The sequence below is a fragment of the Glycomyces buryatensis genome, from assembly GCF_004912275.1.
Classification (GTDB): domain Bacteria; phylum Actinomycetota; class Actinomycetes; order Mycobacteriales; family Micromonosporaceae; genus Glycomyces; species Glycomyces buryatensis.
In genome coordinates, this window is the sequence record NZ_STGY01000041.1 from 124529 (window position 1) to 140844 (window position 16316).

Below are 16316 nucleotides of genomic sequence, written 5' to 3' on the forward strand. Positions count from 1 at the left end.
CATGTCAGACGCCGCCAGGTACCGCGACCCGCGCGGCACCTCCCCGTTCAGCTACTCCCTGCACCACGTTCAGATCGCCATCCCTCCGGGCACGGAGGACGAGGCGCGTGCGTACTACGTCGGCAACCTCGGCATGACCGAGGTGCAGAAGCCGCCGGAGCTCGCCAAGCGGGGCGGCCTGTGGCTGCGCACCGACGCGCTGGAGATCCACCTGGGCGTCGAGGCCGATCATGTGCCCGCCCGGAAGGCACATCCGGGCATCCTGACGGGGTACCTCGACGGCCTGAGCGCGCGCCTTTCCTGGGCGGGGCACGAGGTCGTCTGGGATGAGGACTTCATCGGCTACCGCCGCTTCCACACCCACGACCCCTTCGGCAACCGCCTGGAGTTCATGTCCCCCTTGGATTGAGGCGAGCGCTCTCGAAAACCGCTCTCGAAAACCCAGTCGACTGGGTTCTGCGATCGGCGTTGACGAACGGGTCGCACCCCTGTCAGGCTCGGTATATGGCCTCCTCTTATCAATTGGCGCAAGTGAACATCGGGCGCATGCTCGCTCCGCTCGACACCCCTCAGATGCACGGCTTCGTGTCCAATCTCGACGCTGTCAACGCGGTCGCCGACGCCGCCGAGGGGTTCGTGTGGCGGCTGGTCGACGAGGGCGGGGCCTCCGCCACCGACTTCCGGGTCTTCGGCGACGAGTGGCTCATTCTCAACATGTCGGTGTGGACCTCTCCGGAGACGCTGAACGCCTACGTCTACGGTCCCGATCACCGCGCGATCCTGCAGCGCCGCCGCGAGTTCTTCGAACGCCTGACGGAGCCGTACGCGGCGATGTGGTGGGTCCCCGCCGGGCATCGTCCGACGCCGGAGGAAGCCGAGAAGCGACTGACGATCCTGCGGGAGAAGGGCCCCACGCCCGAGGCGTTCACCATGCGCGACCTGTTCCCGTCCCCCGCGGACTAACGGTGCTCCGGTGGTCTCGTGCTGCCCGGGCTGTCCGGCGTTCCCGCCACCCGCGGACTAACGGGTGTTCAAGACCCTCCCGGTGATCGGCCTCACCGGGCGGAATCCTCGGTGCGCCAAGGCGGTTGAACTGGAAATGGAGCGCGAAGTCGAGGTCGTCGTGATCGGGGCCGGCCAGGCCGGTCTCGCGGCCGCCTATCACCTGCGGCGGCACTTCGAGCCCGGGACGGACTTCGTCGTCCTGGACCACTCGCCCCATGCGGGAGGCGCCTGGCAGTTCCGGTGGCCGACGCTCACCTTCAAGACCGTCAACGGGGTGTACCAGCTTCCCGGGATGTCCGTTCCAGAGCCCGATCCTCGAACGCCCGTCTCCGGCGTCATCTCCGATTACTTCGCCGAATACGAGCGCCACTTCGATCTGCGCGTGCAGCGGCCCGTCTCGGTGCGGTCCGTCCGGTCGCGCCAGGACGGTCGCCTCGAAGTCGCCACCGATCGCGGCACCTGGATCGCCCGCGCCCTCATCAATGCCACCGGCACCTGGTACCGGCCCTTCTGGCCCCGCTACCCCGGTCAGGAGACCTTCGCCGGCCGCCAGCTCCACACCGCTCAGTACCGCGGACCATGGGAGTTCGAGGGCCAACGCGTCGCCGTCGTGGGCGGCGGCATCTCCGCCGTTCAGCACCTGTTGGAGATCCATCCGTACGCCGAGGCCACGCACTGGTTCACCCGTCGGCCGCCGCTGTGGCGAGACGGCGAGTTCAATCCCGACCGGGGCCGTGAGGCCGTCGCGATGGTCGAGGACCGCGTGCGCCGCGGGCTGCGGCCCCGCAGCGTCATCAGTGTCACCGGCATTCCGCTCTCGCCCGAGATCCAGGCGGCGCGGGAGGCCGGGATCCTCGCCGCGAATCCGGTGTTCGACCGCATCGAACCGGCCGGACCGGTGACGGAGGACGGTTCGATCATGCCGGTCGACGTCATCTTTTGGGCCACCGGCTTCCGTGCCTCGCTCGATCACCTGGCGCCGCTGGCGCTGCGGGGCAGCGGCGGCGGGATCGTCATGGACGGGACGCGGGTGGCGGCCGATCCCCGTGTCCATCTCGTCGGATACGGGCCTTCGGCGAGCACGATCGGCGCGAATCGCGCGGGGAGGGCGGCGGTCAGGGAGATCCGGGCGCTGCTGACCGAGGAGGCGCCCGCACCTCGGGCGGTCATTCGAGGCTGACGAGCGCCTGGAGCGGCCAATGGTCGGAGGGCGTGACACCGTCGGCCGCGTAGGTGTTCACGCCGATCTGGTGGACCTTCACGCCCGACTGGACCAGGATCCAGTCGATGCGGTCCTTGCCTTCGACCGGCTCGGTCTTCCAGCGGTTGAAGGTGCCCCATTCCGGGGTGAGGCGTTCCTCGGCGAGGTTCCAGGCGTCGGTGAGGCCCGCGCCGTGGCGTCGGGCGCCGGTCAGAACCTTGTAGGGCTTGGAGCTGGGTTCGCAGTTGAAGTCCCCCGCCACGATCGCCGGTGAGCGGAAGCGGGCCACGACGTCGCGGTTGATCTCCGCGCCCTTGCGTTGGGCGCGTTCGGATCGGTGGTCGAGGTGGTTGTCGACAATGTGGAAATCGGCGCCGGTTTCCTTGTCCTCGAACCGGATCCAGGTGAGCATGCGGACCGTGCGGCTGCCCCAGCTGCGGGAGCCGACCACGTTGGGATGGCGCGAGAGCCACAGATGGTCGTATTCGACGGGGGCGAGCCGGGCCGATTCCCAGAACACCGCGGTCGATTCGCTGCGGGAGCTGCCCCCGCGCCCCAGGTGGATCCAGTCGTAGCCGTCCAGGTCGGCGCGGAGTTCGAGCAGTTGCCGGTAGCGGCCCTCCTGGGTACAAAGGACGGTGGGCCGCTCGCGCGCGATGAGGCCCTGCACCAGCGGGCGCCGCTTCCACCACGACTGCGGGGCCTGGCCGGTGGCGGAGCGCAGGTTGTAGGTCATGACGTGCAGGTACGGTGCGTCGGCCGGTCCGATCAGCGGTTTCTCCGGGTCGCTCATGGTCGAGACGATAACCGGCGGGCGGCCGTCATGCGAGGACTTCTCGAAGACGGCCGCCCGGCCGTTCACGGGAGGGAGATCAGGGCTTGGGCCGGGTAGTGGTCGGAGGGGGTCAGGCCGTCCTCGGAGTAGGTGTTGACGGCGGCCTGGTGGATGCGGATGTCGGGGCTGGTCATGATCCAGTCGATGCGGCGGGCCTCCTCGCTGGGGACGGGGTCCCAGCCGTTCCAGGTGCCGTAGACGGGGGTGACCTGTTCTTCGGCGGCCAGCATGGTGTCGACGAGTCCGCCGTCGGTGAGGATCTGGTAGGTCGGGGTCTCGGGGAGCTGGTTGAAGTCGCCGGCGGTGATGACCGGGGAGGTCCACTGGGACATGACGTCGAGGTTCATCTGGGCGCCCTTCTGGCGCGAGTCCTCCGACTGGTGGTCGAAGTGGTTGTTGACCGTGTAGAAGTCCTTGCCGGTCTCCAGGTCCTCGAAGCGGATCCAGGTGAGCATCCGCACGACGTTATTGCCCCAGCCCTTGGAGCCGATGAGGTACGGGGTGTCGGAGAGCCACTGGTGGTCGTATTCGAGGACCTTGAGCCGCTTGGTGTTCCAGTAGATCGCGGTGGCCTCGCTCTTGCTGCCGCCGGTGCGCCCCAGGTGGATCCAGTCGAAGCCGCGGACGTCGGCGAGGACGTCCTGGAGCTGGCCGTAGAGGCCCTCCTGAGTGAACAGGATGGTGGGCTTCTCTCGCTTGAGGACGGTGGCGACGAGCGGTCGGCGCTCGTCCCAGGTGTGGGGCGAGGCGTCGCCGCCCTCGTAGCGGATGTTGAAGGTGAGCAGGTGGATCCGGTCGCCGTCGGGAGCTCCGATGAGGGGTCCGCTGGCGGTGTCCTGGGCGTGGGCGGTTCCGGTGAAGGCGGTGTTCGCTACGACGGTGGCACCGAGGGCGAGGCTCGCTCCGATTACGTTCCGTCGACTAAGGATCTTCGTCATGAAACCTCTATATCTCAGGAGGAAGGCGATGGGATAGCAAGTTCACGACAAAAGCGACTGAATGACAACCGACAGTACGTGAATGCTTCGCTAATTCACGTTGGCGCGCATGAAAACGCCCTCCCCGGGTGGTCGGGGAGGGCGCATCCTCGTCCTAAAGCGGCAGTGCTCCGGACGTGGTGACGGCGGCGAGCCGAGCTCGCCGCCGTCGGGTGTTTCCCGGTGGTCATTTCCCGGCGTGGGCCGCGAGGTATCCGCGGATCGCCTCGGGGTCATCGGTTCCGGCCCAACCGATGTAGCCGTCGGGGCGGATCACGCGGGCCAGTCCGTCGGACTCGGTCGGCGCCTCGTCCACCACGTGCTCGCCGTCGAACTCCCCCGCGCTGTCGAGCACCACGAACCTGCCGCCGCGCAAGCGCTCGTAGAGGCGCTTGCCGCCGACCAGGTCGGTGTCGCGGGCACGGCGACCGACCTCGCGGTGCTCGCCGACGCCGTGTCCGTAGTGGATGGCGATGCCGCTGATCTGGCCGGCCATCTTCGCCATGACGGGCCCCAGCCGCACCACCGTCGACAGGGCGACCGTGCGCAGCAGGCGGCCGACCCGGGATCGGCCGGCCGCGGCGCGGACCATGGCGCCGCTGGTGCGGAGCACGGCCTCGCCGACCGGGTGGCGCTCGCCTTCGAAGGTGTCGAGCAGCGACGGGTCGGCGCCGCGCAGGACGGCGGCGAGCTTCCAGGAGAGGTTGGCCGCGTCCTGGAGTCCGGTGTTCATGCCCATGCCGCCCGCCGGGGAGTGGCAGTGGGCGGCGTCGCCCGCGATGAAGACATTGCCCTTGCGGTAGGTCGGGGCCTGGCGCTCGTCGGAGTGGAAGCGGGAGACCCAGCGGGCGTCGCGCATCCCGAAGTCGTCGCCGAAGGAGAACCGCAGCGCCTCCTTGAGCTCCTCCATCTCGACGGGCGCGTCGTCGGGCTGCTGGTCGCGGCGGTTCCAGGCGATGATGCGCCAGTAGCCGTCGGCGAAGTCCGCGACGAAGCAGAATGCGCCGTCGCCCGCGTCGATCGCGGGGCTCCGCTTCGGCGGGCGGTCGAGCTTCACGTCGGCGAGCATGATCGATTTCAGGACCGCCTCGCCGGGGAAGGGGACATCGATGGCCCGCCGGACCGCCGAGTGGACGCCGTCGGTGCCCACGACGTACGCGGCGGTGCGCTCGCCCTCGTCGGTGTGGACGGTGACGATCCCGTCCCGCTGGTCGATGCCGGTGACCTCGCGGCCGTAGAGGATGGCTGCCCCGGCCCTGAGGGCGCGGTCGCGCAGCACCTCTTCGACCTGGTACTGCGGGGTCATGAGCAGGTAGGGGAATCGCGAATCGAGCCCGCTCATGTTCACCTGGGCCCTGCCGAACAGGCCGAGCCTCTCGACCTTGTTGCCGCCCTTGGCGAACAACTCATCGGCGAGGCCGCGGGCGTCGAGGACCTCGAGGGTGCGGGCGTGCACGGCGAAGGCGCGGGAGAGATTGGACAGTTCGGCACCGCGCTTCTCCAGGACGGTGACGTCGACGCCGGCCTCGGCGAGGTCGCCGGCGAGCAGGAGTCCGGTGGGACCGGCGCCGACGACGATGACTTGAGACTTCTGGTCTTCCGCGTACTCGGACATGGCCGTCTCCCTCGGGGTGGGTGGGAACTCTTTAATTCATCATCCGTTGAATTTACGGTAACATCCGGCGGCGCACGACGGAAGTCGTTGCGGAGCATGACGTTGAATGATCCGAGACACACGAAGCGGAGAGCGGGGCAAGAGGGGGCGAACGCCTCCGGAAAAAGCACCAGGGCCGCGGGAGGTGAGAAACCCGCGGCCCTAAGCTGTGCTACCGAGATGAACTTAGCATAGGCTAACCTAATCGATCAAGAGGGGTCACCAACGCAAGAACGCGCCGACCCCCTCGGCCTTCTCCGACAGCCTGACGTCCTCCCCCAGGACCGAGACGGTCGCGTCCGAGGACAGCGCCAGCTCGATCATGGCCTCCCCCAGCTGGGCCTCGGCGATCGCGTCCGCCAGGTTCGGGTCGGGCGCGATGGTGTCGGCCAGGACGATCCCGGCCGGAATGCGCCGCCCGCTCCAGGCGGAGTCGCGTTCGAGCAGCAGCCGGTCGACCCGACCGGCCTGTAGCGCCTCCAGCACGGCCTCCGAGCCGAGCGCGGCCCGCGGCGGGGCCTCGGCGAAGTCCGCGGCCAGCTTCCGGTCCCGGGCCAGCCGGGCCCGGGCCATCTCGGGGGCCAGCGCTTCCTCGATCTGGGCCGGCGTGGCCTGGCTGAGCACCAGCTTCGACGCCACCACTTCGGACTTCACGCCGTTGAGCAGGTCCTTCGAGGTCGCCTCGACCAGTTCGGGTTCGCCCGTGAGGACCAGGAACTCCCAGCCGAAGTTCATCACGTGCTCCTCCAGCACCGGGTGGGCGGCGGAGAGGAACTTGGCGAGGTGCTCGGCGACGCGGAAGTCGAACAGGTCGTGCTGATTGGACGAGATGTACCCGTCGCGCCCGCCCCAGGCGCTGTGGGATGCACTGGGGCCCTTCATGATCCGCCATTCGGCGGTGTCGAGGGAGAAGGAGAGCCCGGAGATCTCCTCGCAGCGGCCGAAGCGGCTGTCCAGAATGCGCATCCCCTTGCCGTCGACGACCGCGATGCCCACGGGTGAACCTTCGGCCCAGGCGTCGAACATGGGTGCGAGGTGGGAGCGGGGAGCGAGGGCGACGCGGTCGGTCAGGGGCGTCTGCATCTCGACCGAGAAGGTCTCGCCGTCCGAGAGGGCGACGAACAGGGCCCGTCCGATGCCGGGCGATCCGGGGTTGACGAGGCGTTCGAGCTCCAACTCCATGGAGTGGAGCCGGTTGCCCAGGGCTGCGCGGGTGCCGTTGTCGACCGACTCCTGCAGGTGTTTCAGGCCCTGGTCGAGCCGGGTCTTCCAGGGCGGCTGCGACCCCTCTTGGCGGGGGTCGGCATTGACGTAGAGCGAGAGCACGCCAGAATCGTCGCGCAGCTTGACCAGGCGCAATCGTGTCTCGCGGTCCATCGGCATGGCGGCCTCCTCTTCGTTGAGTGGAATTCGCCTCAGGATATTCCCGAAGCGGTCCGCAGGGGAAGGATTGGCCGCCCTGCCTGATGGAAAGCGTCGGGTCAGATGGCGCAGCCGTCGGGGCCGCAGGCCTCGGCGTCGTCGGTACCGGCGACGGTGATGATGGCGGGCTTCCGCTCGCCCCAGGCCTTGTCGAGGATCTCACCGAACACCTCGGTGGGCTGGGCGCCGGAGACGCCGTACTTGCCGTCGATGACGAAGAAGGGGACGCCGTTCGCTCCCAGCGCGGCCGCCTCGGCCTCGTCGGCCTTGACGGCCTCGCGGTAGGCCGCGGGGTCCTCCAGGACGGCGGTGACCTCGTCCTTGTCGAGCCCGGCCGCTACGGCGACCTCGACGATGCGCCCGCAGTCGTACAGCGAGGCCTCCTCGGCGAAGTTGGCGCGGTAGAACGCCTCCCAGACCTCGGCCTCCAGCCCCTTCTCGGCGGCGAAGTGGAGGATCCGGTGCAGGTCGAAGGTGCTGCCGTGGTCGCGGCCCTCGGTCTGGTACTCCAGGCCTTCAGCGCTGGCGAGATCACCGAGCTTGTACTCGTTGGCCTGCGCCTGGGCCACGCTGATGCCGTACTTCTCGGCGATCATCGGCACGACGGGCGCGATGTCGTTGGGCGCCCGCCCGGGGTCGAGTTCGAACGAACGGTGGCGGACCTCGACCTGGTCGCCGTTCGCGAACTGCGACACGGCCTTGTCGAAGCGGGCCTTGCCGACGTAGCACCACGGGCAGGCGATGTCGGACCAGATGTCAACACGCATTTTTTGCTCAGTCACGCCCTGAACAACGCCCCGTAAGAAACCCGCATTCCATGACCTGCGCAACTTCGGGCCCGATCACCCGACCCGAGACGCCAGCCCTGCACTCGCGCCCAACCGCACGTTCAGGTACCCTTTGTCACGCTCGGCGCGACCTACTCGCGCGTCTGAGGGCGCTTAGCTCAGCGGTAGAGCACCTCGCTTACAACGAGGTGGTCACAGGTTCGATCCCTGTAGCGCCCACCAGCACGAAGGCCCCCGACGGGGAATCCGCCAGGGGCCGAAAAGAGCCAGATCAAGAGCCGATCTCGGACTCAACCCTCATCGAGGAACCCCTTCCCGAACGCCTTATCAAGCAGCTCAGCACCCGTGGTGATGACCGGTCGAAGCTGGTGACGATAGACGGTTCGAGTCGTGCTCGTTTTGGCGTGGCCGACGAGATCCGCGATCAGTTCATCCGAAGCGCCCTGGTCTGACATGAGTGAGACGAAGGTGTGCCGAAGCTCCCGTGTTGTCCACTCCCCCGGAATCCCGGCTAGCTCAGTGACCGACCGGAAGAACCGCCGCACGTTCCGCGCCTCCATCACCGTGTCGTACCGAGTCCCGAAGACGTAGACGATGCCCTCGGACTTGTACCCATTCCGCTCGCGCCGCTTTCGCTGCTCGACCTGGTACGCGGTCAGGATCTCCACGATGAAGTCGGGGAGACCGACTGTGCGGCGGCTCTTGAGCGTCTTGGTTTCGCCCCTCTTGCGAACCGACCGCCAGACCACCACGTGGGGTGGAAGGTTTTCCGGGTGGACGCGCCCGCACGAGCAGGTCTCATCCTTGACCGGGTTGAGGTGCGTGTTCTCCCACTTCAGGGGCCGCGACTCTTCGGTGCGCACTCCGGTGAATATCGAGAGCGCGATGTAGGCGTGAATCCACTTGCCTTGGCTCGCTTTGAGAACCGCTTTGGCCTGGTCGAGGGTGAGCGACTTGCTCTGCCGGCTTTCCTTCCCCTCAGGTGCGTCCACGAGCATCGCAACGTTGCGCCGGACCTTGTTGCGGGACTCTGCGTGTCGGATGATGCGGCGAAGCGTCCCTAAAATCATCGTGATCGTGGGGGTTCGCAGCCCCTTCTTCGTCAGACTCACCATGAAGTCATCGACGTCGTCCGGCGTGAGCCGCTTCAGCTTGGCCTTGCCGAGTCTCGGGATGATGTACTTCTCGACCTCGGTTGTCTTTCGCTCAATCGTCGCCGGTGCGCGACCGCTCAGCTTTCGCTCCAGCCAGTCGCGGGCGGCCTGCTCGACGGCGTACTTGTCGCCGAGCTCGATGCCATCGTCGTAGTCCTCTTTCAGCTCCTTGAGCTTGGCGCGAACTTCCTTCATCGTTGCGCCGCGGACGCTCGGACGCAGCCGGGACCCGTCCGGCTTGTAGCCCAAGGAGATCGAGCCGACATAGCATCCGTTGGCCTCGTCCCAGTAGATCGAGCCGTCGCCGCGACGTGCCTGCTTCCGAGTCCGGCCCTTCGTGTTCTCCTTCCCCTCGGTCATCGCTTATCGTCCTGCCTATGCGCGTCTCTCTTAGACTGTCTGCTTTGGATCATTGCTTCAGCGATCGCTTGGGCTACTTCGCGCTCGGCGTCGTTGTCGTGTCCAAAGCCGACTGCTTCCCAGTCGTTGACGACTAGTACCGCCTCCTCGGTGGTCTCCAGCTCGGCGAGGATCTCGGCGAGGCGGTAGCGGGATCGGATCGCGCGCAGTTCCCCGAGCGTGGTCGACCAGGCGCGGGATTTGGTAAGGAAGTGGCCGCGGAAGCCGAGCATGTACGCCCACCGCCGCAAGTTCAGCTCGGCGAAGGCCTCCAGGCCGCCAAGCTCCCACGCGGTGCGCATCATCGCCTTGTGATGCGCCGAGATCGGCAACTCCTCGATATCGGCCGCGGAGCGGATCCGCCGGTCCGGTCCGTCATGAGTTCCTGTCGACTTGGTGGCGTACTTCGCCACGTACGAGGCGACCCGCTCGGCAGCGACCCGCGCCGAGTCCTCTTCGGTTTGGCCGGCATCGGCGGACCCGGCGATGTCCCGGACATCCAACTGCCGGCCGAACTCGAGTACGAGGCCCGACCCGTCCTTGCGAGCGGTGGTGACCGAGACCGAAGCCGCAGCAGCTCGGATCGCTTCTGCCAGCACCTCTTTTGAAGCCCACCGGGGAGGAGCCGCTTCCGCACCCGCAGCGCCGTCGAGGCGGACGGCGGCGTGGAAGTGGACCATGCCGCGCCGCTGGTATTCGGCGACCTTGCGAGTTGGCGCGATGGCTAGCCGTTCCAACGGGTGCCCCTCTACTCCAACGCGCACGCCTTCAAGGTGTGGTCGGCGACCCTCCGTTCCAGATGTCGACTACCTGGCTCCCCCCTGAGACGATCGAGGAATTTCCCAACCTCAAGCAGGTGAACACCGGACCGGGAGGCCTCTACTCCCGTTTCGAGGAGAAGGGCCATGTCCTGATGTTCGAGGAGTCGGTCTCGTGCAGACTTCCACGGCCCCAGGAACAAGAGGCTCTAGAGGTTGATGCGAGCCAGCCGGTCCTCGTAACCTGGCGACGCTGCTACAACCAGCGAGAGCGAATCATGGAAGTGACCAACAGGACCATCGTCGGCGATCGACACGACTTGGTCTACCGATTCGGAGGTCGGCTGTGACCAAGGATGACCGCGAACCTGCGATCAAGCAAGTCGCCACCAAGATTGCCTACCAGACTCCGTACATCACCATTCGCGAAGATGAGATCGAGCGGCACGACGGATCTAAGGGCATCTACTCCGTCATCGACAAGCCCGACTTCGCCCTGGTCATCCCGCAGGAAGCCGACGGATACTGGCTCGTTGAACAGTACCGATACCCGGTCCAGGCTCGAAGCTGGGAATTCCCGCAAGGCACCTTCTCCCATGGTGTCGAGGGCACCCCCGAAGAGCTTGCAAGGGCAGAGCTGAGGGAAGAGACTGGCCTCTCGGCAGCGAAGCTAGAGCACCTTGGATTCCTCCACTGCGCCAAGGGAATCAGCAGCCAGGGCTTCCACATCTTCCTGGCGTCCGAACTCGAGCACGGCGACCCGGACCGCGAAATCGAAGAGCAAGACATGGTCCAAAAGTGGTTCAGCCGAGCCGAAGTCGAAGAGATGATCCGCACCTGCGAGATCACGGACGACTCGTCAATCGCGGCCTATGGGCTCCTCATGTTGCATAGACTCTAATGGCAACAACACTGCCGGTTGTGAAACCTCACAATGAAGAGAGAATGCCGAACCCGAATCAGGCTTTGGAAGCCGAGGGCTTATTGTCGTTCCGCGCATCAACGACTATTACATATGGGTCCCCGGTCAGATTGAGAACTCGAAGAATATTAGCCACTTTAATTTCATCAGCTCTAGAATAACATATTATGACCTTGACAGCCTTATTTGTATTGTTCGCCTTCTTGTAAATCTCAACCTGCTTCTCCAGGTTTCGCTTTAGGTGGCTGTTGCTTGCCAACTTGAACTCAATCAGAGATTTATCGCCAGAACCGTAGCTGATCTTAAAATCAACTGGCCCGCGACCGTTATTTGGTTCACGATTTACATCAAACTCCGTCATGCACCACAGGAGTCCAAAGAATAGTTGAACTTCTTCTTCGCGAGAAAAGGGTTTCCCTTTCCTATTGATGAGCTTGTAGCCGTCCTTATTTTCCACGTAGTCCTTGAATACCTTCACTCGCTCTAGGGATTCTTCAAGGCTCGTCCAGGGTTTTTGATAGAAATCTGTTCTCGCACTCAAATCGGCGATTGCTTGCTTAAGCTGAGCGACGAGTACTTGATGTACGTCATCTACCCGCATACTGCTGGAATGAGAAGCCTCTCTTCCGTTGATTTCGCGAGATCTGATGTAGTAGTCGATGAGCTCAGGAAACTGCCGAAATACTGCTTGGGCGACAGTCTTCTTTTCTTCTTTGGTCGATTTTCGACTCAATCTCTTCCACAGATAGTTATTCACCTGAGCCCTGAGTGACTCGTCTTCGATTGCTGCCGGAATTCTCTCAAAGTTCCTGAACATGTCGCCCTTATTGATCCAAGATTCATCTCGGGTCAATATATCCTGAGGCGTTAGCAAGACAAAGTCAGATCCGAGCTTGGGAAGAATATAGCGCCGAGTTTCCCAACTCTCAGTTTCAAAGTTGAACCGAGCGCGCCTCACCCAAAATTGATCTTGCTTCGCCGCAGGGACGTGCCTGATTGTAAACTCCTGCGTATACTCAAGGAGATAATCCTTAATTAGATTCGTGGTGAAGTCACTGATATTGTCTCGGCCGACTCCCGATTTGATAAGTGCCAGCTTTTCAAGGTGTGTTCCAGCTGTGACTTGCTCTTGGCCAAAGTTATTGAGAATGGATCCCAGGGATTCGTTCAGAGAACGCGCAAAATCCATGCCGAGGCCGCTTCCTCCGTTGCCAAATAGCGTGAATCCAAGCCAATTTTGCTTAACTTCCTGAAAGCAATACAGGTTGCGAAGCAGATCATGATTAGGATTCTCTTCTGTTTTTGATCGAAGAAATGTCAGATAATCAATGATCTGTCCATGCAAAGCCTGGTACTCATCATTTTCGCTATTGAAGAGCAGGAAGGGGTCAACAAAAAGCGGCAGGTCGGATACGACGCTAATATCAAATGCACCATACTCTTTAAGTGCGTCCGTTCCGACTTCGAAGTATTCTGAGAAGTAAAGGTTCATAGTGACACCAATCTTCCGGCTGTGAATGCAAGCTGTTCGGCCATTATCGCATGATTTCCTTCACCACACACCCCAGCTACTTGCCTATTTTTGCGCTATTTCTATTTAACCCACTTCTTGACGCGATGTCCGATTTTTGCTCGTTGCACACCCATAGGCAGGGGTCGAGGACCTTAAGGTTTGAGCTCGCTTTAAATAGCTGCGTAGCTAACCCTGCCTTGACGCCCCTAGTGCCACTTGCCAGCATTCTCTCTATCCCCATGGCCGGGCCGCCTCTTGAATTCCGAGCCCCCTACTTCGATGGTGGCCTTGGCGTGCGTGTTCAAACTTTCTATACATCATCAAGGGGCGCGCAAGCGCGCCCTGGCGCTTCGCCGCTCGGCCGGGGCATGCGGCCTTCGGCCGTTCCGCGGCCGGCGGCGGCGCCAACGAGTAGGCCCGGATAGAAATGACCAGTGCCGGACACCAGTAGGCCAGGCGGGGCGCAGGGGCGCCTGGGCAGCGACAGCGGGATAGTGGGGAGCGTCGCGAGTCTCGAACATACGTACGCTTTCCTTGCGCGAGACTCCGGCTCCGTTCTCACACAGGCCGAATGAACGACGTCCGAGACACCTGTGGTCGATGCCGTGGCGGTCGGCGGCACCACCGAAGGATCGGAGCGGGCTACTTGCCGCCGCAAGCGTCGGCTACGGCAAGGCTCCAGCAGCGTAAGAGGATGGCTCAAAACTGTACACATCCGGCCCGTATGCAGGCTCAATGTGTTGAGCTTATGTCGGGAGGTGTATCGGCATGGGAACCAGGTACGAGTACAAGACCATCAAGGTACCGATGGCAGCGGGCAACTCAAGAGAGCGGCGCAAACGAGACAAGATCCTCAATGACTACGCTGCGCAAGGGTGGGAGGTCGATCAGATCGACCCTAAAAGCATCCTCGCATTCGGGCGTTCAGATCGCGTCACCCTTCGCCGCAAGCTCCATCGCTTATCAAGAGCCGAATCCAGAGCCGAAAGCAGCGGTCAACAACGGACAACAGCAACCAACAACCACCGTTAGCCACCGTCCTAGAATGGCCTCTAGCAGCGCAAACACCTTCGAAACCGGACACTAGAGGACACGAATTATTGACTTACAACGAGGTGGTCACAGGTTCGATCCCTGTAGCGCCCACTAACCAAATAACCCGGACATTCAGGCGGTTACATCTCGTCCCAAATGATCCGGGTTTGGTTATGAGCCAACTGGTCACCCGCGGGTTTGGTTATGAAGTCTCCACACCGATGATCGGCGTCGACCGGTAGATCGCCCCTCCATGATGTGGTAATCGCTTCTGAGCGCACCCGTTCGAGGATGTGGTCGCAGCCCGGCAGCCTGACGCAATCGGCAGCAGCCCCGCAAGTATTCACATGTGGGTTCGACCCGCACCCGTGTCATGTCACAGACTTGTACGCCCCCGAACGGGCCGAACAAGACTCGTATCCAAGTTTCCTGGTCCAGGCGACGTACGACAGGGAGGGCAACGAGCTCACCGCCGCGGTGACCTCAGTGCGCCCGGAGTCCGGCCAGCTCCTCCTCCGTTCCGAGGTCAGGTCGACTACGTGGCATGAACCTAGCCAAAGCGGTAGCGGGCGGCCGGGTGGCGTCAGTCACTGATGTCGCCGTAGATCAGGCCGCGGCCGTTGGTGGCGATGTAGACCCGGCCGTACACGTCGGGGTCGCCGGTGATCGCCTTGCCGGTCCAGCCCCACTGGTGCGCATCATCATTGATCCGCGACCAGTTGCGGCCCTCGTCGGTCGAGCGCCAGATCCCGCGTACGCCATCGGCTTTCGCCGAGGTGTAGATCGCCGGGTAGCCATACCGGGTGCGGCTTTTGCCGAAGCCGACCGCGTCGGCCTCCTCGAAGTCGCGCACCCGCCGCCAGGTCCTGCCGCCGTCGACCGAGCGCCACATGCCGTACGTCTTGTCGGCCTCGCCGCCGGCCAGCCACAGGTGCTTCGCTTTGCCGGGGACCGCCCGGAACTCCACGGGCCCTTCGGAAGGCAGACCGCTCGCTCCCGTCGCGGCGAAGGCCCGGCCGCTGTTCGTGCTGGCGTAGCAGACGCCGGAGGCGAAGGCGTACAGGCGGTTCGGGTCGGCCCTATCGGACCGCACGAGTGCTCCGGCGGGGAGTCCCTCGACGGGCGTCCACGTCTGGCCGAGGTCGGTGCTGAACACCGGCACGGTCGACCCGTCGCCGGGGGACCAGACGATGACCGCCCCGTCGGCACTGACTGCGACGGTGCCCGCGTTTCCCCCGCCCGCGACGCCCTCAAGCCGAACGGTGGTCATCCAGGTCGCCCCGCGGTCGATCGAGACGCCCACATGCCCATCGGTATCGCCTTCGACATCGCCGGTGCCGACGATGATGTCGGGTTCCAACGCGGCGAAGTCCAGGCTGCGGCCCGACGTCCAGTTCGGGTGGCGAATCATGACGCCCGCCCGGTCGAGGTCGGTCTGTACGAAACCGCCGAGGTCGCCCATCGCGGATACCAGGGTCCCGCCGAGCGCCGCGATGTCCTGCACCGCCGTCTCCTCGATGCCCTCGACGCGGACGCCCACGTCGAACCGCTCGATCGGCAGCGCCACCTGGTGCCCGGCCGACTCATCCCAACCTACGAGCGGCCCCTGCGCGTCCCAGGCTGTCAACTGCTCGGTGCCCCAGATGGTCCCGCCGATCCACATGATCCGGTCCGAATTGTGCGGGTCGATCGACAGCGTGTCGATCATCCAGCCGTGCTTGATCGCATAGGCCGGGCCGTCATCGACCTTGCCGAACGTCAACCACTCGCTTCCGCTGGGGTCCAGGGTGAACCGGTCAGTGCGCTCCGGCGGCCACGAGTAGTCCGCGTCCCAGGCGTAGTCCCAGCTCGTCTCCCAGGTCGCACCGGAATCCGTTGAGCGGAAGATGATCTCGTCGGGATACCAGTGGTTCTCGGTCGCGGCCATCAGGGTCCCGGGACGCTGCCGGTCGACGGTGAGGCCGCCGAATCCGGGAATGGCCCCAAGGGGGTCGTATTCGGGGGTGACATCGGCCCACTCACCGGTGGCAAGCGACAGACGCTGAATCGAGCCGCCTCTGCCGGCAGCGGGCGGGCCATTGTAAGGGCCGGGGTCCCAGCTGGTGACGACGAACAGATGCCCGTTCTCGTGGTCGATCGCAGCCTGCTTCGGGATGGTGCGGTTGCCGTCGGCGGTGCCGAGGGCTTCGGCCGCACCGGGGACGGGCTGCCAGGTCGCGCCCCGGTCGGCGGAGACATAGAGCGGGTCGTCGGGGTCGGCGACGCCCACGAAGATCCGGCCGTCCCGGTCGAACTCGACCCAGATGACGCCCTGGTTGTCGCCGGAGTACGGGTCTCCGGGGGTGATGACGAAGTTCCCGGGGTTGGGAAAGGCGGTCACCTCGGCCCAAGTGCGGCCGTGATCGGTCGAGCGCCACAGGCCATTGCCGTTCGGCGTGCCGAGGTAGACGACGGCATTGTCGGCCGGATCTACTGCCAAGCGTTCGCCCATCCCCCGGCCGGGCATATTGCCGCCCTGCTTGAACGGCAGTTCGGCCGCGCCCCAGGTGTCGCCGTAGTCATCGGAGTAGAGGACGGCGCCCGGCGTGGGATCCCAGTCGTTGGTGTAGGTCCCGACGGCGGCGTAGACGCGTTGCGGCTCAACGGGGTCGGT

Annotated in this window: 15 protein-coding genes and 1 tRNA gene; 7 read left to right on the forward strand and 9 right to left on the reverse strand. The window is 64.5% G+C overall.

Annotated features, from left to right (window positions below; translation table 11 throughout):
* The first annotated feature begins 1 nt into the window (after position 1).
* The 3 genes from FAB82_RS10280 (at position 2) to FAB82_RS10290 (ending at position 2185) form a co-directional block, all read left to right on the forward strand.
* The gene (locus tag FAB82_RS10280; RefSeq protein ID WP_136534450.1) at positions 2–409 is read left to right on the forward strand and encodes a VOC family protein; all 408 of its coding nucleotides are present in this window, start codon (positions 2–4) and stop codon (positions 407–409) included.
* Between the two features lie 95 nt (positions 410–504).
* The gene (locus tag FAB82_RS10285; RefSeq protein ID WP_136534451.1) at positions 505–963 is read left to right on the forward strand and encodes a DUF3291 domain-containing protein; all 459 of its coding nucleotides are present in this window, start codon (positions 505–507) and stop codon (positions 961–963) included.
* 136 nt (positions 964–1099) lie between these two features.
* Positions 1100–2185 carry an NAD(P)-binding domain-containing protein gene (locus FAB82_RS10290; RefSeq protein WP_211116504.1) on the forward strand — a complete coding sequence of 362 codons (1086 nt, stop codon included), beginning with the start codon at positions 1100–1102 and terminating at the stop codon, positions 2183–2185.
* Here FAB82_RS10290 and FAB82_RS10295 read toward each other — a convergent pair.
* The 5 genes from FAB82_RS10295 to FAB82_RS10315 all read right to left on the reverse strand — a co-directional run bounded on the left by FAB82_RS10295 (position 2172) and on the right by FAB82_RS10315 (position 7924).
* Positions 2172–2999 (reverse strand): endonuclease/exonuclease/phosphatase family protein, encoded by an 828-nt coding sequence (locus FAB82_RS10295; protein WP_136534452.1) that lies wholly within the window; start codon positions 2997–2999, stop codon positions 2172–2174. The genes FAB82_RS10290 and FAB82_RS10295 overlap by 14 nt on opposite strands.
* A gap of 65 nt (positions 3000–3064) precedes the next feature.
* Positions 3065–3979, reverse strand: a complete 915-nt coding sequence (locus FAB82_RS10300; protein WP_136534453.1) for an endonuclease/exonuclease/phosphatase family protein — start codon at positions 3977–3979, stop codon at positions 3065–3067.
* 226 nt (positions 3980–4205) lie between these two features.
* A complete protein-coding gene (locus FAB82_RS10305; protein ID WP_136534454.1) occupies positions 4206–5633 on the reverse strand; it encodes an FAD-dependent monooxygenase in 1428 nt (475 codons plus the stop codon).
* 258 nt (positions 5634–5891) lie between these two features.
* On the reverse strand, positions 5892–7055 hold the full coding sequence (locus FAB82_RS10310) for a VLRF1 family aeRF1-type release factor (protein WP_136534455.1): 1164 nt from the start codon (positions 7053–7055) through the stop codon (positions 5892–5894).
* Between the two features lie 98 nt (positions 7056–7153).
* A complete protein-coding gene (locus FAB82_RS10315) occupies positions 7154–7924 on the reverse strand; it encodes a DsbA family oxidoreductase (protein ID WP_281276888.1) in 771 nt (256 codons plus the stop codon).
* Positions 7925–8029: 105 nt separating this feature from the next.
* Between FAB82_RS10315 and FAB82_RS10320 the strand changes: the two genes are divergently transcribed.
* A tRNA-Val gene (locus tag FAB82_RS10320) sits at positions 8030–8104 on the forward strand.
* Positions 8105–8172: 68 nt separating this feature from the next.
* On the opposite strand, the gene FAB82_RS10325 is transcribed toward FAB82_RS10320, so the two are convergent.
* Together FAB82_RS10325 and FAB82_RS27030 are read right to left on the reverse strand one after the other, a co-directional pair.
* Entirely contained in the window at positions 8173–9396 is a 1224-nt protein-coding gene (locus tag FAB82_RS10325; protein ID WP_136534457.1) for a tyrosine-type recombinase/integrase, read from the reverse strand.
* Positions 9393–10172: a replication initiator gene (locus FAB82_RS27030; RefSeq protein WP_168801524.1), complete on the reverse strand. Its 780-nt coding sequence runs from the start codon at positions 10170–10172 to the stop codon at positions 9393–9395. The genes FAB82_RS10325 and FAB82_RS27030 overlap by 4 nt, the downstream gene beginning before the upstream one ends.
* Here FAB82_RS27030 and FAB82_RS28865 point away from each other — a divergent pair.
* Together FAB82_RS28865 and FAB82_RS10335 are read left to right on the forward strand one after the other, a co-directional pair.
* Positions 10148–10543 (forward strand): UTRA domain-containing protein, encoded by a 396-nt coding sequence (locus tag FAB82_RS28865; protein ID WP_168801525.1) that lies wholly within the window; start codon positions 10148–10150, stop codon positions 10541–10543. The genes FAB82_RS27030 and FAB82_RS28865 overlap by 25 nt on opposite strands.
* Positions 10540–11094 (forward strand): NUDIX domain-containing protein, encoded by a 555-nt coding sequence (locus tag FAB82_RS10335; protein WP_211116499.1) that lies wholly within the window; start codon positions 10540–10542, stop codon positions 11092–11094. Before FAB82_RS28865 ends, FAB82_RS10335 begins: the two co-directional genes overlap by 4 nt.
* Before the next feature lie 58 nt (positions 11095–11152).
* Here FAB82_RS10335 and FAB82_RS10340 read toward each other — a convergent pair whose 3' ends face one another.
* Positions 11153–12607 (reverse strand): hypothetical protein, encoded by a 1455-nt coding sequence (locus tag FAB82_RS10340; RefSeq protein WP_136534458.1) that lies wholly within the window; start codon positions 12605–12607, stop codon positions 11153–11155.
* Positions 12608–13396: 789 nt separating this feature from the next.
* Between FAB82_RS10340 and FAB82_RS10345 the strand changes: the two genes are divergently transcribed.
* Complete coding sequence (locus FAB82_RS10345; protein WP_136534459.1) at positions 13397–13660, forward strand: DUF4177 domain-containing protein; 264 nt, start codon at positions 13397–13399, stop codon at positions 13658–13660.
* 586 nt (positions 13661–14246) lie between these two features.
* On the opposite strand, the gene FAB82_RS10350 is transcribed toward FAB82_RS10345, so the two are convergent.
* Positions 14247–16316, reverse strand: a 2070-nt coding sequence (locus tag FAB82_RS10350; RefSeq protein ID WP_136534478.1) for a sialidase family protein, incomplete at its 5' end; no start/stop codon positions are given.